We start from the raw sequence: 25681 nt of genomic DNA, 5'->3' as shown, positions 1-25681 counted from the left end.
GTTTCTTAGGTAGTTTTTGTGAACTCAAAAGAAACCATTATATCCGTTCAAAACGTAAAAAAACAATTTAAAGATGTAACCGCAGTTAACGATCTTTCTTTAGAAATTAAAAAGGGAGAATTCGTAGGTCTGCTCGGGCCAAACGGTGCAGGAAAAACAACATTAATAGAGATGTTGGAAGGGATCCAATTTCCGGATTCGGGAAAGATCCAAATTTTAGGAACAGGCTGGAAAGAGAGCGAAACTTTTCTCAGAAGTAATATCGGCCTTGCACTTCAAGAAACGAGATTTATGGACCGGGCCACAGTTTGGGAAACTCTGAAACTATTCGGAAGTTTTTATAAGGCCCCCGAATCAAGGCTTCATGAGATCTTGGAACTTACGAAACTCACTGAAAAAAACAAATCTTTCGTAAATAGTTTATCCGGAGGCCAAAGACAAAGATTGGCTTTGGGAGTTTCTATCATGAACAAACCGGAAATCTTATTTTTGGATGAGCCTACTACCGGTTTAGATCCAGGAGCTCGCAGAGATATTTGGAAAATCTTAGAAGATCTAAGAACATATGGAACCACGATGATCCTTACCACACATTATATGGAAGAAGCAGAAGTTCTTTGCGAAAGGATCATAGTAATGGATAAGGGAAAAATTTTGGACCAAGGATCCTTATCCGAACTTTTGGGAAAACTAGGTGGAGGAGAGATCGTTCGTTTCTCTTTGGAGAATGGAAATGATCCGAGTAGTATCCTTCCAGAAAAAGGAAAATTCAAGTTCAGTTGGAATTCCGACACCCACGAAGGGCGGATCAACGTAGAAAGGATCACTGATTATCTTCCTTTGATGTTGGATTCTTTTTCCAAATCAGGGATCGTTTTAAAAGAATTGGAATGTCATAAAAAAACTTTGGATGACTTATTCCTTTCCATGACCGGAAGAGGGCTGGAAGAATGAAACAGATCTATTATTTAGTCACAATCCAATTAAAGGAATTTTATAGAGAACCTGGGATCCTTTTTTGGGCATTCATTTTCCCGATTGCGATCGCCGGGGTTTTAGGGCTCGCATTTACTTCTAAGGGAGTTCCTCAAACTAGAGTTGCGATCATCTCTTCTTCTCATAATGCGGATGCGCTAAGTTCTAAGATAGAAAAAGCATTTTCCAATTCAGTCAGTGGGAATTCCGACGGGTTAGGTGTGATCGTACCTAAAATTTTTGAAGAAGAAGAGGCGATCAAAGCTCTGAAGAGAGGAGAGATCAATCTTCTAGTAAAAGAGGACGAAGCAGGAAATTTAGAATTTTCTTTCGATCCGAATAATGCGAATGCTCAGAGAGATTATCTTCTTCTTTCCAACGCTCTTATGAGTGCAGACGGAAAGAGCCAAGCTAGTTCTAAGATTAGAAAACTAGACTCAAAAGGAACAAGATATATAGATTATTTAGTTCCGGGAATGCTCGCAATGGGAGTTATGAATTCCTGTCTTTGGGGGGTCGGTTGGAATCTGATCGAAATGAGGATGAAAAAACTTTTAAGAAGAATGTCAGCGACACCTATGAATAAGCTCGCATTCGTGCTTTCTTTTTTCTTCACTCGGATCGTAGTAACAACGGTTGAATCTATTATTTTTCTTACCTTTACTTTCACGGTATTCGAAAATGCATTTTTTGGTTCGCCCATAGCAGCATTTATGATCTTTCTTACGGGAAATTTTGCATTTGCATGCATCGGCATTTTTGTAGGATCAAGGGCTCAAAGTGCTCAAGTAGGGAACGGGCTCGTGAATGCTTTCACATTTCCAATGATGGTTTTGTCCGGTATCTTTTTCAGTTATAAGAATTTTCCGGATATTATTCTCCCGTTCATCAAACATTTGCCTCTTACCTTGATGGCGGATTCTCTAAGAGCCGTATTTATAGAAGGCTCCGGGATTACAGAGTCTATCTATCCTTGTGCTTTTATGATCTTGATCGGATTTTTCTTCTTGGGTACGGGGCTTCGTATATTTCGCTGGTCTTAGTTTAACGAAGTATAGGAGTTCGGATGAATTCGGAATGGAAACAATGGGTTTATGAAAAGACTGCGAAACCTTTCTTTCTGAGTATCAATCCGGAGTCCGCTCATCATCTTGCCCAAGGTTTACTTGGGCTTTCCAAAAAACTTCCTTTTGTCTTTCCTGTATTGGAATCGATTATGAACCATTCGAGTCTTCGTTTGAAGACTAAGGTGGCCGGGATCGAGTTTGCAAACCCTGTAGGGCTTGGTGCGGGCTTTGATAAAACCGGAGAACTGTATCCTTTTCTTTCGAGGCTGGGATTCGGTTCTATCGAAGTAGGAACAATCACAGGCCAGGCTCAACTTGGAAACCCTAAGCCTAGAATTTTCAGATATTCCGAAGACGAGGCTTTGATCAATCGAATGGGATTTAATAATCCTGGAGCTGATCTTGCCGAAGAAACCATTAGAAAACAAAAGAAGAATGGTATACGTGGGATCAATGTAGGTAAGACCAAAATTGTCTCTGAAGAAGATGCTGTAGAAGATTATGTATATTCTCTGAAAAAACTGACTCCTTATGCAGACTATGCGGTCATTAATATCTCTTCTCCCAATACCCCAGGTCTGAGGAACTTTCAAAAGAAAGAAAATTTCATCAAATTGATGGATGGGATCCAAAACGGGTTAGGAGGAAAATTTCCGATTCCTACGTTCGTGAAATTCGCTCCTGATATGGAGAAAGAAGAACTAAAAGTTCTGTTGGAACTCCTACCGAATTCTAAATTGTCGGGTGTTATTTTGACAAATACCACTGTAGATAAATCAGTTTTATCACGTTTTCCGAATGTAGAAAAAGAAGGAGGGGTTTCCGGTAAACCTCTTCGCCAAAGATCTACCGAATTTGTACGATACGCTTATTCTATTCTGAAAGGATCTCTTCCGATTATAGGGGTTGGCGGGATTAATTCAGGAGAAGCTGCGTTGGAAAAAATTTTGGCAGGAGCCGATCTGATCCAACTTTATACAGGATACGTATATAACGGTCCCTTCTTGCCCGTAAGAATATTAGAATATCTAGATGGAGTTTTGGAGAAAACCGGAGCTAAATCGATTTCTGAACTTGTAGGAAGAAATAAGATCTAAATTAGATTTATTCTTCCGAAGGTTTACATTTACCTTTTTCGTCCCATTCAGCTTTCCAAACTGCTGAACCTTGTTCTTTCACTAAACGGATCGATACTTCAGTGCAAACCGTTTTACTTCCGTTTTCTGAAATTTCGAAATCGCCTTCGTATCTGAACCAAAACTGTTCCTTGGTTGGAGTGAGATTTTGACCGAATTCGGGCTCGGTGAGTCGAATAGATTCGACTGATTTGCTCTTTCCTTTCTCTTCTAAGATTGCCTCTTCTACAAGTTGATAAACTTCATCCTTAGTAGGAGGTTCTTTTCCCGGTTCGGTAACTACTACAGATCTTGCCATTCCGATATCGGAGAAGACCCAACCTTTTTCTCTCACGAAATGATAGATCACTCCAACGGGAGTTTTGGTTGTTTGGCCTTCTTTTTTGCGACTAGTTACGAAGAAGGAAAATTTATATCTTAGATCAGCAGGCAAATTTTCTTCGGGAGATTCTTTTTCGATCAGTTTCGGTTTTCCGGCGGCTTGGACGGAAAGTATTCTGTCTCCTGGGAATTTTTTGGACCACTGATTTTGTAATTCTTTCTTAGCTTTCTCCTCATCAGGTGTTCCTGCGATCTGAGAAGAAAGACTTGTGACAAAGGATAGTAAGAAGAGTCCCCCGATTAAATATATCCTTAACATAGCTCATGAGTTTTATCTTTCGGAAAGATCCTTGTCAATGAAATTCCAGGTTTAAACATTTAACGAATAGGAGAAGCTTTTGAAAGAGATCCATCTAATAAGGCATTCTAAATCAGATTGGAGCGATAATAACTTAAAGGATAAAGAAAGACCTTTATCCAAAAGAGGTCGTAAAAATGCCCGCTTCTTAGCAAAGTATTTACATAAGATCTCCTTCAAATCGGATCTTATTCTAGTTTCTCCTTCTGTCCGAACCTCAGAAACTCTGAAGGTTATCAGAAGTTTTCAAACGATTACAAAAGATGTACAATTTATAAATGAAATATATGAGGCGGATCATTCGGATCTGCTCAGAATTCTGAGAGGACTTCCTTTAAAAGTAGTAAGTGTAGTTTTAATAGGTCATAATCCGGGATTGGAGGATCTTACAAACTATTTATTATATGGTGGGAGTAAAGACTCCATCTTCGAAAAATTCCCTACATCTTCTTTTGTAAGTTTAATTTTCGATAAAAACGATTGGGCAGATTTGAGTAGTGAGACTTGCAAACTTAAAAGGTTTTGGACCCCATGAAGAATGATATTTTAAATTATAATAATATTCCGTTCAAGACATTGTTTGCAAGGGAAAGGATAGAAGCCCGTGTAAAAGAGATGGGATTACAGATCGCTCAGGATTATACGGATAAAGATCCTGTTGTAGTCTGCATTCTTCGTGGAGGAGTTTATTTTTTTTCGGATTTGACCAAAGAGATCCCGATTTCCTTGGAATTGGATTTTATTCAGGCAAAGTCCTATATCGGGACGGAATCCAGCGGGACTGTGGAATTGATAAAAGATCTGGATTCGGATATAAAAGATCGGGACGTTCTTTTAGTGGAAGATATTGTAGATACAGGCCGTACTTTGAAATTTTTGATCTCTCATATCTTATCCAAAAAACCTAAATCATTAGAGGTTGCTTCCCTCCTGTTTAAAGAGGGTGGGGACGCTGTAGGATATCCTATCAAGTATGTGGGTTGGAATATCGGGAAAGAATTCGTAATCGGCTACGGCTTGGATTATGACGGCAAATTTAGAAATCTTCCGGGTGTCTTTCTTTACTCCGAATAAGTCTCTGTTTATTCCCTCTCTGTTTCAGAAACAGAAGATGGTGGAGTAGATGTTTGGATCAATGTTTTAAATCCGGAAATTGATCTTTCTAATTCTTGGATCTTTACGGTAAATCTTTCTCCATCCGCAAAATTTTTCTCACCTACTTTTCCTAACTCAGAATAAATTTCAGCACTTAGGTCGTGATATGCTTTTTGTAAGCTGATAAATGAAGACTCTAAGTTTTTAGGGGACAATGCTTTCTTCCGGATCCTATATTTTTGAAATAAGGAGAAAATGAATTTTGCCAGTACTAAAAAATAGGCGGGTAAAAGAAGGATTGCTGCGGTTTTTAATACCGCAAAAATTTCCCAGGATTCGATGACTGCATGACTTAAGAAGGATCTAAGACCGGATACGAAAAGGACTGAAATCGTATAGTTTACCCTTGGTGTCGAAGGGGATAAGGTATTGATTACATATAATAAAGGCAGGGAAAGTATTAAAACCAAAACCAAATCGATCGGAAAGAGGTTGGAAATCAAATCCAGAAAATGAACGATGGCGTTATAGGTTTTCACCAAGTCGTCTACGGATTGGTTTAACTTATCAAAGTCTGCCTTAAGATTGGAGAAAAACTGGGTGATCTGGTTCATAAATTTGCTCCCTAGAATTCCAGGATGGGAAAAGGGAACAGCCCGGGTTAGAAAGCTGCAAGAACTTTCCCTTACTCAAAAGCTCTTCCTAGTATATTCCGTTTTCGCGTTATTTTTTTTGTTTTATCACGAGGCACATCTTCCTTTGCTTTGGATGATCGGGTTGGCCTTGATCGGATACCTCGTATCCGGTATACTTTTTTGGGGAATTGTATTCGCATTCCGAAAATTGGAAACGAAGATCGTTCTTCCCGCGATTTTTGCGGAAGTCGGGATCGAAAGACCTACCATCAAATTAGTTCCTTGGGTAGAAGCGGGTTTTTTTGCCTTTTCTATTTTAGGCTGTTTATTGACCGGATTTTTTGAAAATAGATCCGGGATCCTTTTCTTTTCGGTTTATGCTGTTGGTGTCTTATCCGCAAGATTGATCGATAATAAGGCGTATTATAAAATTGGATTATTGGGGATTCTAGTTCTGGCTTCAGGACTTATCAGCTTTAAAAGTTTACAGAGAGCGGAAATATTCGTGGCTTATTCCATGTTTAAGCCGGACTTCGAGCAGAAGGATCTGTCCAAATGGAATTTTGTAGAAGCGGAAAGGTTATTACAAAATGAAGATCTAAAACTAAGCATTCATTTACCCGAGGACTTTTATTTTCATAATCCTCAAAATTTGAATTTAGAAGACAAAACCGGGATTGGTCAGATCGCGGGGATTATTTCTTCTAGCGATTCGGATCCGAATCGATATCCTGTAGTCCGTATCTTTTTTGTTCCGTTCCGTTTCGATGATGATTCGGAACTTTTATCTCAATTCAAAAAGATCTTGGATCTTCAATTGCAAAGAGGAGATATTCAAGAATTGAATGAATTGGAAAGAGAATCTTTCGAAGATAGATATTATGGAACCTTTTGGACTTTTTACGATGTTCTCAGACCTAGATATGCTAAAACAGGTATGTTCTTTCTCGCGAAACATAAACAACCCTATAGCCTCGTGTTTATTGTAGACGAAAGCCTTATTAAAGGAAGAAAACACGAGGAATCTATAGAGAAAATTTTAAGTAGTGTTAAGATAGAAGAATAACTTTTAACTTAACGCTAAATAATCCAGATGATTTGCGATATGCATTGAATGGGCGAGTTCGTATTCTTTCTTAGTTAGTTTTCCGTATGCGAAATGTGGAGCAAATTCTCCGGAATAATTTTCAAAAGCGGAGATCGCTTTTTTTAGTTCTAATGCACTATCGGAAAGAGAGACTCCAGATTGTAAACCTGTAGCACCAGGGATTGGAGCGTTTAGATCGTGAGACATTTTACCTTTTCTGGAAAAATTCCAAAATGCAATTTTGCCCAAGGTGTTTTGGAAAATTTCGGATTTGTTTTCAGGATAACCTTTGATCGAATAATAAATACTTTGAGCGCAATGAAGTAAGATCTGGCTTGGAGTCCATTCTCCGTATTGTAAGATCGTGTTTGCTTTTAGAAGTTTATCTAACTCAATACCTGCTTCCGAAAAGTTTGAGAGTTGAAGACCTCTTTCTTTTGCACCGGAAGGAGCGTTGGAACAGGATACAATCGTAGATCCCGAGCTTAAGATCACACCTGTTACTATACTTTTTTGTATAAATTCTTTTCTAGAAAAATTCCCACCCGACATTTGAGGCTCTCCACAGTTTTTGTTTATAACTCTACCCTGATCGGATAATTATAAGAGTCAAGGATTTGCTTAAACCTCCGGAAGGTTTCCGATATACTTCGCTCTCGGACGAATTAGATTGCCTGATTCGTATTGTTCCATCGCATGTGCTAACCAACCTGCTGTTCTTCCGATCCCAAAAATCCCGATCCCTGCTCCCTTTGGAAGTTGTAAAACTTTGGAAACTAGAGCAAGCCCTGCATCGATTGTAGGATAATCTTCGATCAATTCTTCCACTTGTTTTAAAAATTGTAGATAGATTTGTACGTTTGGATCATTCGGGTAAAAACGTTTTACCATCTCGATCAGTTTTTTTCCTCTAGGATCTCCTTTTTTATATAAGGGATGACCGAAGCCCGGTATGTTCTCTCCATTCCTTAATTTTTCTTCCAATAGAAGTTTATCTTTTTTTAAATTACCTGTGGATTGAGAAAGAAGGGTGGATGCTCTTTCAGTCAATTGCCCATGTTTCGGACCGGAGAGTGCGGCAAGCCCGGCAAGTACTACTTGGTATAAGGAAGCTTCACTAGACGCGACACATCTTGCCGTAAAGGAGGACACATTCAGTTCATGATCTGCGGATAGAATGAGAGAAGCTTCCAACAATCTAAGTTTCGATCCATAATTAGAAGATTCTTTCTTTTTATTCCATGAAGAGAGAAGTGTTTCTGAAATACTTCCTTCCGAACTTGTTTTTCCGGAAGAGAATAAACATAAATATCTCAAGATAGAAGAGGATGTTTTTTTATAAGTCTTATGATCTTTTCTGAATGCCTTTGCATCTTCGTATTCTATAAAAGGAAGTAGGATCCTAGAAATATCCAAAATAGGACGACCTTCTAATCGATTTAGGATCCCTATACATTCTTCAGATAGTTTTGGCCATGTTGTATCGAAAGGATACGACTCTTCGCAATCCCAAAGTAAAGAAGCTACATCCTCAAATTTTTGATTCTCTGAGAGTTTTAAAACGTCTTTTCCTCGATAGAAAAGAGTATCTTCTCCTAATAATGTGATCGAGGACTCCAATACAGGTTGTCCCAAAGAAAGTGCTGCCCTCGCTGTTTTGCCAGGTTGACTTCTTTCTTCTCTTCTTAATAATAATTGCTCTATATCTTCTTTTCTATATCGCTTGCTTCTATCTTTTCTGCCACCTGATTCGGAGTGAAGAAGGCCTCGACTAACGTATGCATATATGGTTTGAACTTCTACCCCCAATGCGGAGGCGGCTTCGTCCGCACTTAAAAAAGGTTTTTTGTAAGAAAAAGCCATATATTGACAATATAATCAACATTGACTATATAATGTCAATGCTCTAAACTCAAATCCGAACGAAGGAGAAAAAGTATGACACTCTCTGAACAGGAAAAAGAGAAAATATATAGTCCAGGTCTGGAAGGAGTTCCTGCAGCCAGGACCAAATTATCCAAGGTAGACGGACAAGGCGGAAGGCTGATCATCGCGGGTTATCCTGTGGAAGAATTTGCGGGTAAGGCAGTTTTCGAAGAAACGATCTTCCTACTTTGGAATGATAGAAGGCCTCAACCTACCGAAACCAGTTTGTTTTCAGAAGAGCTTAGATCTTCTAGAAGATTCTCCAAAGTTATACGAACGATTATAGAAGAAGCAGTATATGCAAATCTTCCTTTGATCGATATTTTGAGGATCGGTTCTGCAGCCCTCTCTTTAGGATCTGAAAAGGAAGATCCAAGAAAGGATGCTATGGCTGTTCTTTCTACATTTCCTTTGATCGTTGCATGGGCATACCGTTTGATCAAAGGGCAAGCCCCGGTGCTTCCAAGACAAGACTTGGATATCGCTGCAAACTTTTTGTATATGTTGAGCGGAGTAGATCCGGATCCTCGAAATGTAAGGGCATTGAATACGTATCTAAATACCGTTTGTGATCATGGTTTAAATGCTTCTACGTTTGCTTCAAGAGTGATCATCTCTACTCAATCCGATATGATCTCTGCAGTGACTGGCGGCTTAGGTGCATTAAAAGGACCTTTGCACGGAGGAGCTCCTGGACCGGCTTTGGATACCGTTTTTGAGATAGGAAAGAAAGAAAATGCAGAGAAGGTCTTAAGAGATAAACTTAAACATAATGAAAGATTAATGGGTTTTGGACATAGGATCTATAAAGTGAGGGATCCCCGGGCGGACGTTCTTGCAAAAGCATCTAAGATCTTGTATGACACTGACGAGAAAAAAGACTTTTACGAGCTTGCGATGTATGTGGAAAAAACCGCATTGAGCTTATTGAAAGAATATAAACCGGATCGAATCCTGCAAACGAATGTGGAATTCTATACTGCGTTACTATTGCATGGGCTGGGTCTTCCTACAGAAATTTTTACACCAATATTTGCAATGGGAAGAGCAGCCGGTTGGACAGCACATTGTTTCGAACAAATGAAAGAAAGAATTCTAAGACCGGATGCGATCTATACGGGAGAAGACGGAAAGGTTTGGAATTGACTGAGCAAAATACGGGAAAGAACTATTGTTTCTTCCCGTATTTGATCGATTAAGGTTTAGAACTTTTAGTCTTTACACTCACTAGCTCTGTTTGAACTACCGAAAGTGGATCGATCATCGTTCCTAAAACTCTAAGTCCCAAATGTAAATGAGGGCCGGTAGACATTCCTGTAGTTCCGATCCTTCCGATCAAATCACCCTTTTTGATCTTATCACCCGGTCTCACCAAAATCTCGGATTGGTGCATATAAAGGGAATATAGCTCTAACCCATGATCAATCACGGTAAAGTTACCTTCATAATACATGGACCTTGCAAGTATTACTGTTCCGTCGTTTATCGCATAGATAGGATCTCCAATGCCACCTTTAAAATCAGAACCACCATGTGGTCTTCCTTTTTCCTTATTATAGATCCTACGCTTATAAAAAGGACTGTTTAAGATTGGATTCGGAACAGGATATTCGAAATCGTTTTCGAATTGAAGATCGGACTTAGATAAAAATGCTTTTGCTTTCGCTTCAGAACATTCTTTGATAAATGTTTTTGTTTCTTCGGGTAGCTCTTCAGTTGTATATTGTTTATCCATAGTCAAATGAGAGACTTTGGAAGTTGCAAAGTACGTTTTCTGAATAGGTATCTCGTATTTTTTGGAATCGTTTTTAGTGAAAAAATGTTTTTCGATAAGTTCTAAAACTGCATAAGGTTTAGAAAATTCAGGAGAAACCGGAAGAAATGCATAGGCGTATCCTTCTTTTTGAGCAAAAGGGATCTCTTGCCCTTCCCAATGGATCACAAAATTTCCAAGCTTATCAGCAACCCTAGGAGAAGGTTTTAATTTTAAGAACAAAAGCTCTCCTTGTGCAAATTTTCTTCCCGACAACGAGAAAGAAAAAAGTTCCTCCTGCTTTTCTACTGCTTCTCCTTTGAGTCGTTTCGATCCTTTTTTCTCAGCAACTATCGGTTTTGCTTTTTTCTCTTCTTTCTTTTTCTCAGGTTTGGAATTTAACGCAACAGTATTCAATTTAGGAAGAACGGAGGCCTTTTTAGGTTCTTCTTTCTTCTTTTTCTTATCCTGTTCTTTCGCAAAAAGAGGAGAACTCGATAAGAATATTAAAATGGAAATGATTACGATCTTTCTGAGACTTTCAAACATAGGAAAACAGTCCGAAGCTTGGACATTCTTATTATCGAATAAGACGTTTATTGGTACAGAAATATTTTTCCCAAATTGGAAAGAATCTATTCTTCCGATAAAAAGGAACTTAGTTCCGGATTCAGAATGTCAGGTATTTCATGGTGGATCCAATGAGTTCCCTTTGAAAAGAAACGAACCGAAGCTTCTTTAAACAAAGTCAGAGTTTCTTCCGCCATCTCTTTCTCTAAAAACCTGTCTTTTTCTCCCCAAAAAATGCGAGTTGGAACTTGGATCTTTCTGGAGCGGATCAACTTAGGCGGATTTTTTACTACTGCTCTATACCAATGAAGCATTGATTTTACACAACGAGGCATGGACCAGGCTTCTTTATAAAGTTTGATCTCTTCTTCGGAGAAAGCTCCTTTGATTGAAGTTTTAGTTAAGGATCTTTCCAATTTTTTATAGTTCGATCGAGAAAGAAGAAATTCAGGAAGCCAAGGGATCCTAAAGAATAGAATATACCTGCTCTTCTTACGCTGAGTCTTATCAGAAAGGATTTTTCGTTTCATGATCGTAGGATGAGGAACGTTTAAGATACATGCTTTTCTAAATCGATCCGGGAATTTGGAAAGTGTCCAGTAAGCGACTGCACCTCCCCAATCATGAGCGATTATATCCGTTTTGGAAATTCCATATACATCCAAAATAGAAATGATATCTTCCGACAGATTATCTAAGCCATAGTCAGAGATCGATTTAGGTTTAGAACTTCTCGCATATCCTCTTTGGTCCGGCGCGATTACTAAGTAGCCTAGTTTTGCGAAATAGCCGATCTGATTTTTCCAAGCATAAGAAAATTCAGGGAAACCATGCAACAATAGAAGAGGTTTTCCTTCTTTGGGTCCTGATTCGAGTATGAAGAATTTTTGACCGTTTGCTTCCAAGTATTTGGAACGAACTTCAGGAAAATCTGAAGGAAATGGAAACGATCCCGTTTTTTCTTTTAGATCGATAGACATGCGAGAAGGTATTTTATTTATTCAGCTTTCTTATTCAAGAAAGAATAAATACAGATTAGGTAAACGACCGTTTAATTTTTACTTGAGAGAATATGACAGATCTTCATATTTTTGGAATGTTGTTTAAGAATCGATTCTTAGACGGGATCAAGGACGGCTCCATAACGATTGCTTTTCGAAATTGGAGAAAATCAAGTGTAAAAGAAGGAGGCACACTTCAGACACCAGGTGGGCTTTTGGAAATTATAAAGATAGAAAAGTATTCCATCTCCAAGATCAAAAAGGCTGAAATAATAAAAGCAGGATATGGATCTATAGAAGATCTACAAAAGGATCTATATTCAAAGATTCCCGGAGAATTATATAAAATCGAATTTCGTCTGCTTGGGGCTGATCCCAGAATTAAGTTAAGGGAAAATACTTTTAGTTCTGATCAGGAGTATGAAGAACTTCACGAACTTTTAAGATCTTGGGATAAAAGATCTAAACATGGAGAATGGACAATCCCTCTTTTGAAACTAATTCGAAAATTTCCTGCAATGAAAGCAGGAGACCTGTCTTTAAAGATCGGGATCGAAAAAGAAGAACTCAAACTTTTAGTCAGAAAGTTGAAAAACAAAGGTTTAACGGAAAGTTTAGGAACTGGATACAGAATATCTCCTAGAGGAGAATCTTTTTTGAAAAAAGTAAAACAATAGATTTATGAATATTCTTCTAATTTCCTAAAAACTTCAGTTGGCCAGTCGGTCAGGCTTAAACTTTTGAGAGATGCGAATCCATGTAAAAAATCTCCGGAACATCTTCTTTCTTCGCCGCATAAAGCTTCTACATGGATTAAGATGTTTTGTTTCCTAAGTCTTTTTACTTTTACTCTAAACTCTAATAGATCTCCTAACTTAGAAGGTTTATAAAATTTTGCGATGATCTTCATGGCAGGGATGCCTTGTTGTTCTTCACTTACCATTTGTGAAAATCCGAATCCGATCCCTTCTCTAAACCAATCTTCTATCGCTTCTACGAATAAATTGAAGTATTGAGGAGTGAATACGACCCCGCCCGGATCACAATGTTGCATTCTGATGATCTTGTTTACTGTGTAGATCTTATTTGCCATTGTTTTGAACTTATATGTCCTCAAATCAGGAGGCATTTGTTTGCAAACTATTCAAACTAAAAACTAAGCTTCGGATTTGTTTGGTTTTGGAACAAAAGCGATCGTTTTATAAGTTTTTCAAAGACTCGTAATTTCCTCTCCAAACATTCAGATCTACCGGTCCTTCTATTCCTTTAATCCTTGCTCTACTATGATATTGCCAAATGATCCAGTTTCTCTCAAAGGAAGAACTTGGATGTCCGAATATATCTCGGATCCAAACTGGATATTCTAAGAAACTATCTTTTAAATAAGAATCTATAAATTCGTAAGTAAGATAGAGGATCGGCTTCTTTCCATAATGTTTTTCTAAAATGATGAGAAAGTCCCCGATTTCTTTTTTTATGTCCTGCATAGGAGGTCTTTCCTTGCAGTTCCCTACAAATTCTAAGTCAGCAACCGGAGGTAATGATTCGGGGTCCTTTGGAACGGTTGATATGAAATTTTCCGCTTGCTCTTTCCCTGGTCTGCATAAGGTAAAAAAATGATACGCTCCTACTCTTAGGCCGACTCGATTTGCTTCTTCCCAATTTTTGGAGAAGGATTTATCTTTCCAATCCCCTCCTTCCGTTGCTTTGATATAAATAAAAACGATTTTACTTTCTGAGATCTTCTTCCAATCGATCTCTCCTTGATGATTGGAAACATCAATTCCTCGGACCGGATACTCTGTCTCGGAAGGATAAACGAACCAGAGGATCCCTTTATCGAAGGCGAAATACAAACAAATTGTGCTTAATGCGAGAATGGTGAGTAGTATGATAATTTTTTGAATGAACTTCATTTTGGATTTTCTATTAAGAAATCCTGAAGGGATTGAATCCGGTCACCCTTTTTCAAAATTGTAGGAGGTCCTATAGGCGGAAAAATTATGTCTCTTCTTTGATATTCAGATTTCGGCAGATCGCTCTTTTCTCTTTAGAAAATTCTTCATTATCCTTCTTCTTCCTTTTCCAATCCCCGAATTTCTAAAAAAACCCCTCATAAAATTCTGGATTCCGCCGAATTAAAGAACAGGGACCGGACAATGATATTAAATAAAGAAGAATGGTTGGATCGGGTTTCTTCCCTTTTTGAGGAAGAGATCCGTCTGTACTCCGAAATCCTGGAGTTAGAGAAAGAAAAGACTGAATCGATCACAAAAGCGGACGGAAAATCTTTGGAAACAATTTCTAAAAAGACTTACGAATTGATCGTTCATGCAAGCGAACTGGAAAGAGTTCGTATGTCCGCAATCCACGACGTATATACTTCTAATAATTTAGGAATTCCTAAAGAAGGAACTCCAACACTTACTGATTTTTTAAATAAGATAGATCGTGAATCCGAGCACAAACTGAAACAACTCGGAACAAGATTAAAGGACACTGTTCATCGGCTGAAGGATAAAATTAAGGCCAACGATAGATTGATCCGAACCAGACAGGAATTTTTAAAAGCTACAATTGATGCGATGCGCGTTAACGCAAATAGCGGAGAAGTAGAAGTGTATGAGGATGAAAACTCTACGGTTAGAAATAAGAAGAAACGTTCTTCGGTGCTTGTAAACGCTTCTGCGTAGGGTTTGGGATAGGAGGAAGAAAGTATGGGATCCACATTCTCCGGATTAGAAATAGGTAAAAGAGGTTTGGCTGCTCACCAGCAGGCCTTACAAACTACCGGTCATAATATTTCAAACGCGGATAATAAACATTATTCGCGCCAAAGAGTCGTGCTTCAAGCGACTGATCCCCTTTATGAACCTTCTTTAAACCGTGCACATGTTCTGGGGCAGATCGGCCAAGGTGTTGAGATCGCTTCTATCGAACGTGTAAGAGATAATTTTATTGATGATAGAATTATCGAGACTTCCGGTGTGAAGGATTATTGGGCGGCTAAGAACGAGTATTTATACCAAGCCGAGAATATTTTTAATGAACCGAATGGTACAACACTTCGTACCCTTATGGATAAATTTTGGTCTTCTTGGGAAGAATTGGCAAATTATCCGGAAGATAACGCACATCGCTCCGTAGTTTTGGAAAAAGCCCAAGGTCTTGGAAGCAGAGTTGAAGATGTGTATCGCAAACTTTCTCAATTAAGAGATCAGGCGAATCGTGAAATAGAATCTCATGCTCTTCATTTGAATACGATCGGAGAGAACATCCGTACTTTAAACGAGAGGATCGCTAAGTCGGAAGCCTTAGGAGATAAACCGAACGATCTTTATGACAAAAGAGATTCTCTTTTACAAGAGCTCGCTAGCTTAACAGATATCACGATCGGAAGAAGTGACGAAGACGAATTGATGGTCTTTATCGGTCAGCAGATCCTTGTCCAAGGCGGAAAGCTGAACCGTATCGATATATTAGGAAATCCTGCTAAAGACGGACTTTTGGATCTTTATTGGAAAGTCACCGGAGATCCAGTTCTTTTGAAGAAAGGAAGACTACAAGGTTTGATCGAAGTTCGGGACAAAATGCTCGGAGAGAAGATCGACCAAGTGGATGCTCTTGCGATCAACGTAATGGATGTGATCAACGAGATCCATAAAGATGGTTTCGGACTAAACGGAAATACGAACCAAAACTTCTTCGATATTCGTTCTTTAGCATTGAATACTTTCGGAGAATATGACTCCGACGGAGATGGGCAGAATGATATTACTGCCATCTTTAGAGTTAGTGGTAAGAATACTTTAGATCCGGATCGTCCAGTTGGGATCAGCGGAACAATGACATTCTTAAAACCGGATGAAAAAGAAACTCCGGTGTTAATTCCGTATTCTGCGAATGAAACTTTGAACGGAATTATCAAACGTATTAACGCTTCTAAGGTTGGAGTTGTGGCTTATATGAACCATGATAACCAATTAGCTTTCAAAGCTACTGTTGCGGAAGATACTCCTAAGAAAAATTTCATTCTTAGACATATCGAAGATTCTGGAGAATTACTTGTAGGTTTAACTGGAATGCTCATGGCTTCCGGCCCATCCGGAGCTTATGATTATAAACGTTTAGGAGAGATCACTAAACTTCAATCCAAACCGGAAGACATTACTTTATCTCCTCATTTTCATCCTTCTTCTCATTTTAGAGTGAACGAGCAGATTGCGAATAACGTGGCGAATATCGCTGCCGCAAGAGGTAAGGATGTAGGTGGAACAGGAGATTATAATTCTCCGGGCGGGCATAAGGACGGAAGGAATGCTCTTCTAGTAGCTTCTTCCCTTAGAAATAATCCTGTGATGGTGGATTACTCCAAGACCACAGACGATTTTTATAATAGCTTAATCTCTAAACTGGCAACGGAAGCAAGAGAAGCAAAACAAGAATTTGGGATCCAAACGGACCTAATGACCGATCTCGAAAATATGAGACAATCGGTGATGGGTGTAAGCTTGGATGAGGAAATGGCGAATATGGTCCAGTTCCAACACTCGTATAACGCATCTGCGAAGATGATCAATACCATGAATGAGATTCTGGATACGATCATCAACCGCTTGGGCGTTTAATTCCGCGGGAATAGCAAGGAGGCGAAGCCATGATGCGGATCACTAACATGATGCAAAATAACACTCTGGTGAGAACTTTAAATCGTCACCAGATGGCCTTGGATGAAACCCAAAACCAATTGGGGACAGGTCAAAAAATTCGCGTCCCTTCCGATGATCCTGGAAAGGCTACCAATCAAATGTTCTTCCGATCAAGGATGAACGAGTTGGATACTTTCCAAGCGAATATCGACGACGGTTTCGGAAGATTACAACAGATAGATGGAGAACTGGATCGTATCGGGAATTTATTCCAAAGAGCCAGAGTTCTTGCGGTCCAAGCTTCTAACGGTATTTATCAAGGTGATAAAGGTTTCGAATTAGAAGTTGCTGTCGGTAAAGAGATCGATGAACTTTTAAGAGCATTAGTAGATATTGCGAACACTAGAGATGCAACCGGAAGACCTTTATTCGGTGGTCACGTAATTGAAAGGCCTCCTTTCGAGCCGATCGAATCCAAGATCAAAGGACTCCAAGGATTGGAATTAAAAAACCAATACATCGGAGTGGAATATCGTGGTGATATCGGAGAACAAATTCGCGAAATAGAGAAGGGAGAATATATCCCTGTCACTATTCCAGGAAACAAAGTTTTCTGGGGAACGAATATGAGCGTTACAAGCCGTGTGGATAACTCAGGATATGTTGCTGTTTCCGATCAAAAATTTAAGATCGATGGAGTAGAGATCCAAGTTTCAGCAGGTGACACGATTGATGATATCATTGATAAGATCAATAATTCTCCGATCGAAGCAAAGGCGAATAAACTTGCTCAAGATAATATCAGTCTTAGTTCAACTGCACCTCACCAGATCTGGTTGGAAGATGTGGATGGAGGAACCGTTCTAAGAGATATCGGTTTGATCGATGCAGGAAATTCAGAACCTCCAAACAATTATAGCAAGTCCGCAACAGTTACCGGTCTTTCCGTATTCGACGTATTGATCCAATTCCGTAACGATTTGATCCAGAAAGATCAAGAAAGAATTTCAGGTCGTGATATTCAGGACTTGGATCTTGCTTTGGAGAACGTTCTTAGATACAGATCCATCGTTGGTGCAAGGATGAATCGTTTGGATGAACATTCTCAAAGAGTCGCATTCGATAAGTCGTATATGACCGAGATACTCGCTAAAAACGAGGGGATCGATTTTCCTGAAACCATCATGAATTTGAAATGGTTGGAAACGATCCACCAATATGCGCTTAACGTCGGGTCCAAAGTGATTAAGACCACTTTGATGGATTTCTTAAGATAATAGGAAGCCTTAGGATCTATTTCTAAGATTTCTTCTTGTAGCGAATTGAAAAAAGGATAAACTAAGAGCCTAGCTCTGAAAAACAGGTCAGTCGATGATTGAGATTCATAGCAAACCTTTCGGAAAAATAGAGATTTCGGAGCGTCAGCTTGTCAATTTTCCGGAAGGACTTCTAGGTTTTGGCGGATATAAAAAATTCGCCTTGATCGAGGAAGACGAAGAGTCGGTATTTAAATGGTTACAATCCATCGATGAAGTGGATCTTGCTTTTGTAGTAATTCCTCCTTCTTTGTTCAAAAAAGAATACAAACCTCTTTTAAGTCAGGAAGAACTTTCCCAAATCGGGTTGCAGGATGTTTCGGAAGCTTTGACCTTAGTCATAGTGACGATTCCGAACGACGACCCTGCTTCTATGACCGCAAATTTACAAGGTCCTATTTTGATTAATAAGAAGGATTTGACCGGTCGCCAATTCGTTTCCCGCAACGAGATCCACTCCGTACGTGAAAGGATTTTGGAAAGCGCCACTGTGGAGATGTCCTAAGTGCTCGTACTAGCTAGGCGTACCAATGAATCCATTATTATCGGTGACGATATTGAGATCGTTATCGTGGATATCAAAGGGGATCAGGTAAAAATAGGAGTTAAAGCTCCTAAAGAAGTTTCCGTTCATAGAGCGGAAGTATATCGTGAAATCCAGGCCGAAAATAAAAAGGCTGCCGGTGCTAAAATTAAGCCGGAGGAATTGGGAAAAATTGGCAGCATGCTTAAAAAAACCGACTCAGGCAAAAAAGAAAAATCTTAAATCTCTACTTTTTCTTTTCTTAATATTCTTCGCCGTTTCCTGCTTATCTTCCCAGAGAAAGGGGATGGCATCTTCATCCGATTCAATCGTATTATATTATCTTAAAAAGAACTCTGAGACCCCGATCTTTCTACAACCTGGGTCTTGGCTTCCTGTTGCTACAACCATCTTAACGGGAGCACCTCCTGATCTAATGGATAAAAATGAGTTTTTACTTAGATGGGAAAAACTTTTTAAGTTCCTCGGAGTTTCGGACACTGGAGTTATTAATTCTGAGCCTGTTCGTTTATTTAATGAAGAAGAATCTTCCCGATTGGGTGAGTTATTATATAAGGCCGAAGCGGAAATTCCGGATGGGCTTCCTCAAGCGTATCAAATAATAATCAAAAGAGAGGATCCTATACGCCCTGGGCTTAGGATCAGAAGGACCGTTCTTTACTTAAGAAATTCTCCTGAATGCCTTATTTTAGAATTTTCTGAAATAGGTCAGGTGCTTGATTTTCAAACTACATATTCTTTTCGGGATTGGACCCTGGTGCCTATCTCCAAACCGGATCCTTCTTCCCGTAATTCTGTATTTCTCCCAGAAATCCGTCCGGATGGGTTGGACTACCTACCTTCTTTGCAAGCAGGAGAAGAAGAAAAAAATAAGATCTGTATTAAGAATATATTCTGGAATTCGAATGTTTCTAAAACGAATACAAATAGTTCCGCCAAAAAAATCCCCAAAACGATAGAAGATCGTTTGAAAACATTACAAGAACTATTGGATAAAAAATTGATCTCTAAGCCGGAATATGAAAAGAAAAAAGCGGAGATCTTAAAGGAACTCTGACCCGGAAATCAGGATGATCTCCGGATCTTCATGTTACAGAACTTAAACTTAGAAGTTTTTAACTAGCCCGAAACTACCTCCGTAGTTACCGAACTGTTTATTATCTAAGGTAGAAGCTAGGTTGTCTACCGATCCAATTTCTACAGGAGTACTTCCCGGAGCTATATTGAAACCTTGAACTCCACCGACACTGAAAGTACTTAATTGGTAGAATCCTCCAACCCTGATCCCGAAGGTGTTGAAAATCCTGATGATAAATCCGGTTTCAAAGCTAAGTGAAAAACCGCTTAGGCCCTCAAAAAATCCGTCTTTAGATTTAAATATTGTGCCTTGGATCGGAGAATAAGATCCCGCAGTTCCTCCCGTATCGACACCGGTTTGGAAGGCAGCCATTGAAATATTTCCCCAGAACATATTAAAATCTCCACGGAAATACCAGTTCAATCTTTCCCAAATCGGCACGGCAATTCCGTAATCGATTGAGAAATTTGTAATATTATATTTTAGCTGACCGCTTGAAAGTGCATAACCGCTTTTATCATCGGAAGCTCCTTCCGAGAAACCTGGCAATTTAATCCCAATGTTATTATAGTTTCCAGTAGTTGAAGAACGTCCGTATCCGATAGAAAATTCATAACTAAAGTCATTTCTGGTCAGAAGATTTAATGGTCCCCAACCGTATCTTATTTTCCATTCGTTCGTAACAGGTTTGATCGAATCTTCGGTATAACGATTATTCGTGCTAGTAGTGGTTGTTTTGGTAAGAGACTTTTCACCAGCTGAATAATTGATCCCAATAAAAGTATTATCGGAAAGCTGTTGGCTTAAACGAATTTTAGGAGTGAAACCACCTTCTGGAGTAGTGGAAGTATTTTCTTTGAAAAATTCAGGAGCATCTCCAAGTACGCTATTTGCTAAACGAACACTATTTAAGATCCCGTTTACGGATTGAGGTCCGCCTTTTTGAAGACCACCGCTTACAGCATCCAATTCAAGAATAGTTAATAAACCTGAATACGTTGCTCCTGAATCCGAACTGCTACTAGAGTTCTGATTATTGGTATTTTGTATCGGAGCAGTGTTTTGATTCTGCTGATTTTGAGGCGGAGGATTTTTAGTTGGTTTTTGATTCGGAGTGTTCCCTTGTCCGAACACAGCGAAATTGATTAGCAATGTTGCCAATAAAGCTAGGATCTTTTTTTTCATCATGGTGGTGCCAGAGTAATAATTTTTTTCCCAAGACACCAATTAATTCGGGAGATATCAAGACAAAAAAACAAAAGACCGGAGCGGCCCCCGAAAGGGCCGCTCACGTAGTGAGAATAGTGAAGAGAATTGGATATATGTTAACTATTTACCGGGTTATTGGTACTTAGGTAACAATCCATAAATACCATACCCATATAACCGATTGAAAAGACAGATTTTTTTCACTTATTTGCGGTTTTTTTAATAAGAAACCTTCAATATGATTTTTGATTCGCGAAATAAATTTCCAGCTTCGATAGGAGTTGCTACTTTTCCACTCATCGCTTGAAATCCGTCCGTCATGGGATAAGGATCGGAAATTTCTTGAGTTTCGACTTGGATCTCAACAAAATCCTTAAATTTTAAGCCCAATGCCGAAAGAACTGTATCCGCTTTTTTGCGAGCATCCTTTGCTGCGAGTTGTAAAGCTTCGTGAGATGCTTTCTCTAAATTTATTTCCGTAGCTAATAGTCTGATCCCAAGAATTTGATTCGCTCCGTTTTGGATGGACTCATCAATTAATTTGCCAGCGGATTCTATCTTTGCTCTGATGAGTATTATATTGGACGCTACATAACCTTTGATCTGTCTTTGTCCAGACTTAGGATACTCATACAGAGTCTGAAGACGTATCGCTTCCGTTTGTAGCGATAATAAGGACTGCTTCTTTAGATATTTAACTAAGGAATCCGATTTAGAAGAAGTTTTTCCATGAGCCTCCTCTGCGGTTTTGGATTCGGTTTCGATCCCGATCCGGATTTCTACCAACTCTGCCGGAACTGCAACTTTTGCCGTTCCGCTTACAATTAAAATCTTCTCCTGTTCTGCGGAGGCGAGAGAGCCGAGACCGATGAATAAGAATATGCACCCGAATAATATTTTTTTCATAAAAACTCCTACGATAGGACCTTTTTCCCTGCCGAAAAATTCCAGGAGGTTTCGGAATTTTAAATTTTATTCTTGGTTATAGAAATTGAAATCTGTAAGAAAGAGTTACGATTTTTTAATGTGTTATGAACTCCTGATCATATTCATTTTGATAACGAGAAGTTCTTTTTTTCAGGTTTTTCTTCCCTAAATAATATTTCCCTTCCTCTTCCATTCTTGCCTTTTCAGAAAATTTCTCCGAACGATGAGATAAATAAGGGTGGGTCATAAAATATTCTTGGATGGGAGAAGCTGCATTCTCTTTTCCTCCACTTTCTTCCTGCAGTTTCAGAAACGTTCTGCCCATTGCAAATGGATCATAATTCTCTCTCAACAAGAGATCGTATCCGTATTGGTCCGATTCATCCTCTTGATTTTTTCCGAAGGCAGGTCTCAGAAGAATAGCTGCAGTCAAATCCGCTAATTCTCCTAGAGTAGAGGCTCCAATTTTTCGAGCTAATAATTCCCCTCTCACCATATCCATACAATGAGAAAGTTCCACATGGCCGATCTCGTGTCCTAGTACTGCCACTAGTTCAGCTTCTGATGTCACCATGTTTAGCAACCCTTTCGTTACAAACAATACACCTCCAGGCATCGCGTACGCGTTTGGCACAGAAGAGTCCATTATAAAGATCCTATATTCGAATCTTTTCTCTTTTCCAATAGTCAAGTTGGAGATCAAACTACGAAGATAGATGAGATCCGGATCCTTTTCATCCGCATAAGATTCGTATCTTAACGCGATCGAATCTCCTAATTTCTTTTCATCTAGATCGCTGATCGGCATTAATTTGGTTAGAGACCTATCCAAGGTTTTGACAGGTTTACCCAAAAGTTGAAAGGCAGGAGATAGAGTTGCCGGAAGTTCTACATTCGCCTTACTCTTTATCGCTAAGAAGGATATAACTCCGCCGAATAAGATTAGAAGAATAAAATATATAGGTCGGCGATTAAACATCCGTTTTCTCCTTATTTCCGAATTTGCTATAAAGAGTATTCATTAAGATCAATATTCCTCCTACTCCTAAGAATACGAGGGCTCTTGTAATCGTAGAAGACTGGGAAAGATCCCAGAAGATCAACCTTAGCAAACAAACTAACATCGCGGTTAGGGAGACGTATCTGAAATGTTGCGCCTTGAAAATGATCCCTAATAGGAAAATTACGAATACTTCTACCATCCATAATAATGTAAGTAGAGAAGAATCGAAACTCCAGAATAGGAATAGAGCAACAGCAGCGAAAAGAGGGTAGAAGATAATTACCTCGAACTTTTGATCCAATTTTTCCGAGATCGCCCGGATCTTTTCTGGATACCCCGTCACTTCGGTTCCTTGATAAGGAGGAAGAAGATACATTCTTACTAAATACACTGTCTGCAATAGGATCCCAACTAGTCCTCCCACCCATTCCTGGTTAGCCCAGTATTCGGAAGGAGTGAGTGCCGAACTAGAAATAAATCCCACATGAATGCATGAATACCAATAGAAGCATAAGGAATAAAATCTGAATCTTGTGATCCCCCAAGATAGTTTGAGACTGATCCAATTTAGGAAATAAGCCCAGATAATCCAAGCAACAGGGAGCCATACATTCGGGATCTCTAATGCTATTATCGCTGTGCAGAATATAGCGGTCAATTCCCAGAACAGAGTTAAAATAGAATTCCAAAGATCGGAAGAACCACTTTCTTGTTTAGGGCTATTGGCCCAGTATATGAATACTCCGACCGCCAAAGCCTGGATCAAAAATCGGATCTTAAAAAAGCCTACATATAATTCCGATTGAAGATGAACGAGTGTATGTGCTCCTAAAAATAAGACCACGAACGTGAGTGCAAAAATTTGCAGAACGGTTTTTCCGGAAGTAAAAGAAGATTTCCAAGTATTCTCCCATTTCGATTCACGAGCAGAAATAAAATGTTTGGTTTCGAGATAAACAAGAGAAAGTAAAAGCCAAATGATCCCTGGTAAGAAGGGAGAGATCGGTTGTGTTACCCAATATGTCAAAAATAGGACATGCAAGGAAAATAATATTGTCCCTGGTATAGAGAAATATACGGTTTTTTCTTTGCCGATCTGGATCTTTGAGAGAGGGATCATTAAGAAGCAGAATAGGATCGTAGGTAGATCTTTTAAGAGAACTTCCCATCTTTCCAGATCGTAAATCCTATAGATCACTTCGCAATGTAAAGCGGCAGTAAAGAATAGTATTCCGATCCCGAGTCCATTCCATTTTCTGAATTGGCGTACTGCTAGAATCACTATTCCGAAAATAGGAAGGCAAAGTTCCGAATACTTCCAGTTGAATGTTTGGAAACAAATAGCAGAGGCAAGTAAACCTGAGAAAATACCGGAAGGAGATATTTTAGAGTCTCCTCCAAATCCATAGATATCATCGCAAGACTCGGGTGCTTCCTTATAACGGATCTCGTCATATAATTGAACTGCAAAACTCAAAAGGATCATCCAGACCGTAGTGATTACTACGGGCCAAGTTCCCAGATCATTTCCTCCGGAGTATTTTGCTAGCAAGAGTACTAGATATCCAAACCAAGAAAGGTGTAGAAGAACGGCTCCTATTCCTTTCAGAAGATTTTCTTTTTCCTCGGCGCTTACTACGAAGAATATAAAGAAAAGTACGGATATATACACATTGATGAGATAAACATCGATTTCCCAACGAGTGAGAAGTAAGATCCCGATCGAGGCAAGTGCGAGAGATACAAGTGTATCGGTTAGGTATAACCAGCGTATTTTTAATTTTTCACGAGCGGTTCTTGCCCAAAAGAAAAGTACGATCGAGATCAGAACTAAGACCGGAGGATTCCATTTTGAGCCGGTGGAATATACCGAAAGCCCGAGGCCGATACTTGCCCAAATGATAAGATGAGTAATGAAAGGAAGATGTTTTAGATTTTCGGATGAATAGATCTTTCTATAATGTACTAGTATGGAAGGAATTCCAATGGCCAGGGTTCCCAATATTCCCCAAATCCTGGAATGCGAGGAATTTAATATATGTAATTGTTCCGAAAAATGTCCTTTATAAATGAAATTTAATATTAAAAACGAAACTACGGTTTGTATTAAATGGAATTCCCATTTTGATCTATAGGACAATACAACGCTGAAAACTGAAACTCCTACTCCGAGTAGGAAGATAAGAGTGCTTAAGGGAAGAATAGCTAAAGAAATTAAACTTAGTACGATATGTAAGCTTGCGAATTTCTGTTGCGAGGTCTGCCATGCAAGTCCTAAATTTACTGAGATACCCGCGATGATCAATAGTAGCGCATAAAATTCGGATTCTATCCATTTCATTCCTGGAACGGAAACTGCAGCAACGCAGGAGAAGAGAATTACGGCACCGGAACCGCTTCTTAACCAATAACCTATCTGTTCCCAGAATTCTTTTTTTACTAAAAGAACGGAAACTGCAAACAATCCCACTCCGATCCCTAAGACCATTAAGAACCGAAAGAAAGGAGACATGTTTAACGCAGCATAGATCCCTAAGAATCCTACACCCATAACGAGGATGATGGTCCCTAAAATACCGGTCCAATTATTCGCGATCTGTTTTTCGAGTTTTGCCCATGCTTCCGATTTTTGAGGAATTGGCTGAGGTTCTCTTTTTGGTAAGGGAAGGGGAGGGGCGTATGCTTTGGTAGTCGCAGCTTTAGGCGCTTCTTTTTTTGGTTCTGGGATAGTTTCCCTGACTACGATCGGCTTTTCTTCTTTTACAGTAGGCTTCTTCTTTTCTGCCTGTTTCTCCTGCTCAGGAACAATATCTTTTTGTTTTAATTTGTTTTCGAGGTCTTGTACCTTCTCTTGAAGTCCGTTGATCTTAGATAATAGAATGAATGGGATGAGTAGATAGAATAGGCCGACAAAAAAGCCGACTAAACCGAGCAAAAAATCCATAGGCGAAATGAGTTCAACATATGGGATCTGAGTGTAAATTTATTTTTAACCGGTTTTCTCGCAATATAAGGGCTTTTTCGAATAACG

The 25681-nt window shown here is 39.2% G+C and carries 26 protein-coding genes; 14 read left to right on the top strand and 12 right to left on the bottom strand.

What is annotated here, in order from left to right:
- The first annotated feature begins 18 nt into the window (after positions 1 to 18).
- Genes EHQ64_RS14545 through EHQ64_RS14535 form a run of 3 tightly spaced genes read left to right on the top strand, consistent with a single transcriptional unit; the run spans position 19 to position 3139 of the window.
- Positions 19 to 954, top strand: a complete 936-nt coding sequence (locus tag EHQ64_RS14545; protein ID WP_135650387.1) for an ABC transporter ATP-binding protein — start codon at positions 19 to 21, stop codon at positions 952 to 954.
- Positions 951 to 2018 carry an ABC transporter permease gene (locus EHQ64_RS14540; protein ID WP_135650385.1) on the top strand — a complete coding sequence of 356 codons (1068 nt, stop codon included), beginning with the start codon at positions 951 to 953 and terminating at the stop codon, positions 2016 to 2018. Before EHQ64_RS14545 ends, EHQ64_RS14540 begins: the two co-directional genes overlap by 4 nt.
- 23 nt (positions 2019 to 2041) lie before the next feature.
- On the top strand, positions 2042 to 3139 hold the full coding sequence (locus EHQ64_RS14535) for a quinone-dependent dihydroorotate dehydrogenase (RefSeq protein WP_135650383.1): 1098 nt from the start codon (positions 2042 to 2044) through the stop codon (positions 3137 to 3139).
- Positions 3140 to 3146: 7 nt separating this feature from the next.
- On the opposite strand, the gene EHQ64_RS14530 is transcribed toward EHQ64_RS14535, so the two are convergent.
- Positions 3147 to 3818, bottom strand: coding sequence for a hypothetical protein (locus tag EHQ64_RS14530; protein ID WP_210410859.1), 672 nt, complete (start codon positions 3816 to 3818; stop codon positions 3147 to 3149).
- A gap of 79 nt (positions 3819 to 3897) precedes the next feature.
- Between EHQ64_RS14530 and EHQ64_RS14525 the strand changes: the two genes are divergently transcribed.
- Positions 3898 to 4392, top strand: coding sequence for a SixA phosphatase family protein (locus tag EHQ64_RS14525; RefSeq protein WP_135650381.1), 495 nt, complete (start codon positions 3898 to 3900; stop codon positions 4390 to 4392).
- Positions 4389 to 4931, top strand: coding sequence for a hypoxanthine phosphoribosyltransferase (gene hpt / locus EHQ64_RS14520; protein WP_135650379.1), 543 nt, complete (start codon positions 4389 to 4391; stop codon positions 4929 to 4931). The genes EHQ64_RS14525 and hpt overlap by 4 nt, the downstream gene beginning before the upstream one ends.
- An 8-nt stretch (positions 4932 to 4939) precedes the next feature.
- Here hpt and EHQ64_RS14515 read toward each other — a convergent pair whose 3' ends face one another.
- Positions 4940 to 5566, bottom strand: a complete 627-nt coding sequence (locus EHQ64_RS14515) for a hypothetical protein (RefSeq protein ID WP_135650378.1) — start codon at positions 5564 to 5566, stop codon at positions 4940 to 4942.
- Positions 5567 to 5684: 118 nt separating this feature from the next.
- On the opposite strand from EHQ64_RS14515, the gene EHQ64_RS14510 reads away from it, so the two are divergent.
- Complete coding sequence (locus tag EHQ64_RS14510) at positions 5685 to 6653, top strand: hypothetical protein (RefSeq protein WP_246048777.1); 969 nt, start codon at positions 5685 to 5687, stop codon at positions 6651 to 6653.
- A 3-nt stretch (positions 6654 to 6656) separates the two neighbouring features.
- Here the strand turns inward: EHQ64_RS14510 and EHQ64_RS14505 are convergent, their stop codons facing one another.
- On the bottom strand, positions 6657 to 7226 hold the full coding sequence (locus tag EHQ64_RS14505; RefSeq protein ID WP_135650374.1) for a DUF1569 domain-containing protein: 570 nt from the start codon (positions 7224 to 7226) through the stop codon (positions 6657 to 6659).
- A 69-nt stretch (positions 7227 to 7295) separates the two neighbouring features.
- Entirely contained in the window at positions 7296 to 8537 is a 1242-nt protein-coding gene (locus EHQ64_RS14500) for a citrate synthase family protein (protein ID WP_135650372.1), read from the bottom strand.
- Between the two features lie 75 nt (positions 8538 to 8612).
- Between EHQ64_RS14500 and EHQ64_RS14495 the strand changes: the two genes are divergently transcribed.
- Positions 8613 to 9746, top strand: a complete 1134-nt coding sequence (locus EHQ64_RS14495; protein ID WP_135650370.1) for a citrate synthase/methylcitrate synthase — start codon at positions 8613 to 8615, stop codon at positions 9744 to 9746.
- A 49-nt stretch (positions 9747 to 9795) separates the two neighbouring features.
- On the opposite strand, the gene EHQ64_RS14490 is transcribed toward EHQ64_RS14495, so the two are convergent.
- Complete coding sequence (locus EHQ64_RS14490) at positions 9796 to 10902, bottom strand: M23 family metallopeptidase (RefSeq protein WP_135650368.1); 1107 nt, start codon at positions 10900 to 10902, stop codon at positions 9796 to 9798.
- A gap of 86 nt (positions 10903 to 10988) precedes the next feature.
- Positions 10989 to 11903 carry an alpha/beta fold hydrolase gene (locus EHQ64_RS14485; protein ID WP_135650366.1) on the bottom strand — a complete coding sequence of 305 codons (915 nt, stop codon included), beginning with the start codon at positions 11901 to 11903 and terminating at the stop codon, positions 10989 to 10991.
- Positions 11904 to 11995: 92 nt separating this feature from the next.
- Between EHQ64_RS14485 and EHQ64_RS14480 the strand changes: the two genes are divergently transcribed.
- Positions 11996 to 12601: an ASCH domain-containing protein gene (locus tag EHQ64_RS14480; protein ID WP_135650364.1), complete on the top strand. Its 606-nt coding sequence runs from the start codon at positions 11996 to 11998 to the stop codon at positions 12599 to 12601.
- Between the two features lie 2 nt (positions 12602 to 12603).
- Here EHQ64_RS14480 and EHQ64_RS14475 read toward each other — a convergent pair whose 3' ends face one another.
- Both EHQ64_RS14475 and EHQ64_RS14470 read right to left on the bottom strand, forming a co-directional pair.
- On the bottom strand, positions 12604 to 13053 hold the full coding sequence (locus EHQ64_RS14475; RefSeq protein WP_246048776.1) for an acyl-CoA thioesterase: 450 nt from the start codon (positions 13051 to 13053) through the stop codon (positions 12604 to 12606).
- A 70-nt stretch (positions 13054 to 13123) separates the two neighbouring features.
- Positions 13124 to 13840, bottom strand: coding sequence for a glycoside hydrolase family 25 protein (locus EHQ64_RS14470; protein WP_135650362.1), 717 nt, complete (start codon positions 13838 to 13840; stop codon positions 13124 to 13126).
- Positions 13841 to 14083: 243 nt separating this feature from the next.
- Between EHQ64_RS14470 and EHQ64_RS14465 the strand changes: the two genes are divergently transcribed.
- The 6 genes from EHQ64_RS14465 (at position 14084) to EHQ64_RS14440 (ending at position 19490) form a co-directional block, all read left to right on the top strand.
- Complete coding sequence (locus EHQ64_RS14465; protein ID WP_167882407.1) at positions 14084 to 14617, top strand: flagellar protein FlgN; 534 nt, start codon at positions 14084 to 14086, stop codon at positions 14615 to 14617.
- Positions 14618 to 14641: 24 nt separating this feature from the next.
- Positions 14642 to 16552 carry a flagellar hook-associated protein FlgK gene (flgK, locus tag EHQ64_RS14460; protein ID WP_135650360.1) on the top strand — a complete coding sequence of 637 codons (1911 nt, stop codon included), beginning with the start codon at positions 14642 to 14644 and terminating at the stop codon, positions 16550 to 16552.
- 32 nt (positions 16553 to 16584) lie between these two features.
- A complete protein-coding gene (locus EHQ64_RS14455; RefSeq protein WP_135650612.1) occupies positions 16585 to 17850 on the top strand; it encodes a flagellar hook-associated protein 3 in 1266 nt (421 codons plus the stop codon).
- Positions 17851 to 17944: 94 nt separating this feature from the next.
- A complete protein-coding gene (gene fliW, locus EHQ64_RS14450) occupies positions 17945 to 18394 on the top strand; it encodes a flagellar assembly protein FliW (protein WP_135650358.1) in 450 nt (149 codons plus the stop codon).
- Complete coding sequence (gene csrA / locus EHQ64_RS14445) at positions 18395 to 18655, top strand: carbon storage regulator CsrA (protein WP_020769544.1); 261 nt, start codon at positions 18395 to 18397, stop codon at positions 18653 to 18655.
- On the top strand, positions 18573 to 19490 hold the full coding sequence (locus EHQ64_RS14440; protein WP_425460433.1) for an SHOCT domain-containing protein: 918 nt from the start codon (positions 18573 to 18575) through the stop codon (positions 19488 to 19490). Before csrA ends, EHQ64_RS14440 begins: the two co-directional genes overlap by 83 nt.
- Positions 19491 to 19538: 48 nt before the next feature.
- On the opposite strand, the gene EHQ64_RS14435 is transcribed toward EHQ64_RS14440, so the two are convergent.
- From EHQ64_RS14435 to EHQ64_RS14420, 4 genes are all read right to left on the bottom strand, one after another.
- Positions 19539 to 20699, bottom strand: coding sequence for a hypothetical protein (locus tag EHQ64_RS14435; protein WP_246048775.1), 1161 nt, complete (start codon positions 20697 to 20699; stop codon positions 19539 to 19541).
- Positions 20700 to 20939: 240 nt separating this feature from the next.
- A complete protein-coding gene (locus tag EHQ64_RS14430) occupies positions 20940 to 21626 on the bottom strand; it encodes an SIMPL domain-containing protein (protein WP_135650355.1) in 687 nt (228 codons plus the stop codon).
- 115 nt (positions 21627 to 21741) lie between these two features.
- The gene (locus EHQ64_RS14425; protein ID WP_135650353.1) at positions 21742 to 22626 is read right to left on the bottom strand and encodes a M48 family metallopeptidase; all 885 of its coding nucleotides are present in this window, start codon (positions 22624 to 22626) and stop codon (positions 21742 to 21744) included.
- Positions 22619 to 25594: a DUF2339 domain-containing protein gene (locus EHQ64_RS14420; protein ID WP_135650351.1), complete on the bottom strand. Its 2976-nt coding sequence runs from the start codon at positions 25592 to 25594 to the stop codon at positions 22619 to 22621. Before EHQ64_RS14420 ends, EHQ64_RS14425 begins: the two co-directional genes overlap by 8 nt.
- Positions 25595 to 25681 lie beyond the last annotated feature (87 nt).

Source organism: Leptospira sarikeiensis, assembly GCF_004769615.1.
Lineage (GTDB): Bacteria > Spirochaetota > Leptospiria > Leptospirales > Leptospiraceae > Leptospira_B > Leptospira_B sarikeiensis.
This window is presented reverse-complemented; position numbering and strand designations above follow the sequence as displayed.

Coding starts and splice junctions, on each gene's coding strand:
- EHQ64_RS14540 (WP_135650385.1), top strand. CDS start 951: ATGAAACAGATCTATTATTTAGTCACAATCCAATTAAAGGAATTTTAT.
- EHQ64_RS14495 (WP_135650370.1), top strand. CDS start 8,613: ATGACACTCTCTGAACAGGAAAAAGAGAAAATATATAGTCCAGGTCTG.
- EHQ64_RS14465 (WP_167882407.1), top strand. CDS start 14,084: ATGATATTAAATAAAGAAGAATGGTTGGATCGGGTTTCTTCCCTTTTT.
- EHQ64_RS14480 (WP_135650364.1), top strand. CDS start 11,996: ATGACAGATCTTCATATTTTTGGAATGTTGTTTAAGAATCGATTCTTA.
- EHQ64_RS14435 (WP_246048775.1), bottom strand. CDS start 20,699: ATGATGAAAAAAAAGATCCTAGCTTTATTGGCAACATTGCTAATCAAT.
- EHQ64_RS14535 (WP_135650383.1), top strand. CDS start 2,042: ATGAATTCGGAATGGAAACAATGGGTTTATGAAAAGACTGCGAAACCT.
- EHQ64_RS14500 (WP_135650372.1), bottom strand. CDS start 8,537: ATGGCTTTTTCTTACAAAAAACCTTTTTTAAGTGCGGACGAAGCCGCC.
- EHQ64_RS14490 (WP_135650368.1), bottom strand. CDS start 10,902: ATGTTTGAAAGTCTCAGAAAGATCGTAATCATTTCCATTTTAATATTC.
- EHQ64_RS14430 (WP_135650355.1), bottom strand. CDS start 21,626: ATGAAAAAAATATTATTCGGGTGCATATTCTTATTCATCGGTCTCGGC.
- hpt (WP_135650379.1), top strand. CDS start 4,389: ATGAAGAATGATATTTTAAATTATAATAATATTCCGTTCAAGACATTG.
- EHQ64_RS14455 (WP_135650612.1), top strand. CDS start 16,585: ATGCGGATCACTAACATGATGCAAAATAACACTCTGGTGAGAACTTTA.
- EHQ64_RS14530 (WP_210410859.1), bottom strand. CDS start 3,818: ATGTTAAGGATATATTTAATCGGGGGACTCTTCTTACTATCCTTTGTC.
- EHQ64_RS14425 (WP_135650353.1), bottom strand. CDS start 22,626: ATGTTTAATCGCCGACCTATATATTTTATTCTTCTAATCTTATTCGGC.
- flgK (WP_135650360.1), top strand. CDS start 14,642: ATGGGATCCACATTCTCCGGATTAGAAATAGGTAAAAGAGGTTTGGCT.
- EHQ64_RS14515 (WP_135650378.1), bottom strand. CDS start 5,566: ATGAACCAGATCACCCAGTTTTTCTCCAATCTTAAGGCAGACTTTGAT.
- EHQ64_RS14505 (WP_135650374.1), bottom strand. CDS start 7,226: ATGTCGGGTGGGAATTTTTCTAGAAAAGAATTTATACAAAAAAGTATA.
- EHQ64_RS14420 (WP_135650351.1), bottom strand. CDS start 25,594: ATGGATTTTTTGCTCGGTTTAGTCGGCTTTTTTGTCGGCCTATTCTAT.
- fliW (WP_135650358.1), top strand. CDS start 17,945: ATGATTGAGATTCATAGCAAACCTTTCGGAAAAATAGAGATTTCGGAG.
- EHQ64_RS14485 (WP_135650366.1), bottom strand. CDS start 11,903: ATGTCTATCGATCTAAAAGAAAAAACGGGATCGTTTCCATTTCCTTCA.
- EHQ64_RS14470 (WP_135650362.1), bottom strand. CDS start 13,840: ATGAAGTTCATTCAAAAAATTATCATACTACTCACCATTCTCGCATTA.
- EHQ64_RS14475 (WP_246048776.1), bottom strand. CDS start 13,053: ATGCCTCCTGATTTGAGGACATATAAGTTCAAAACAATGGCAAATAAG.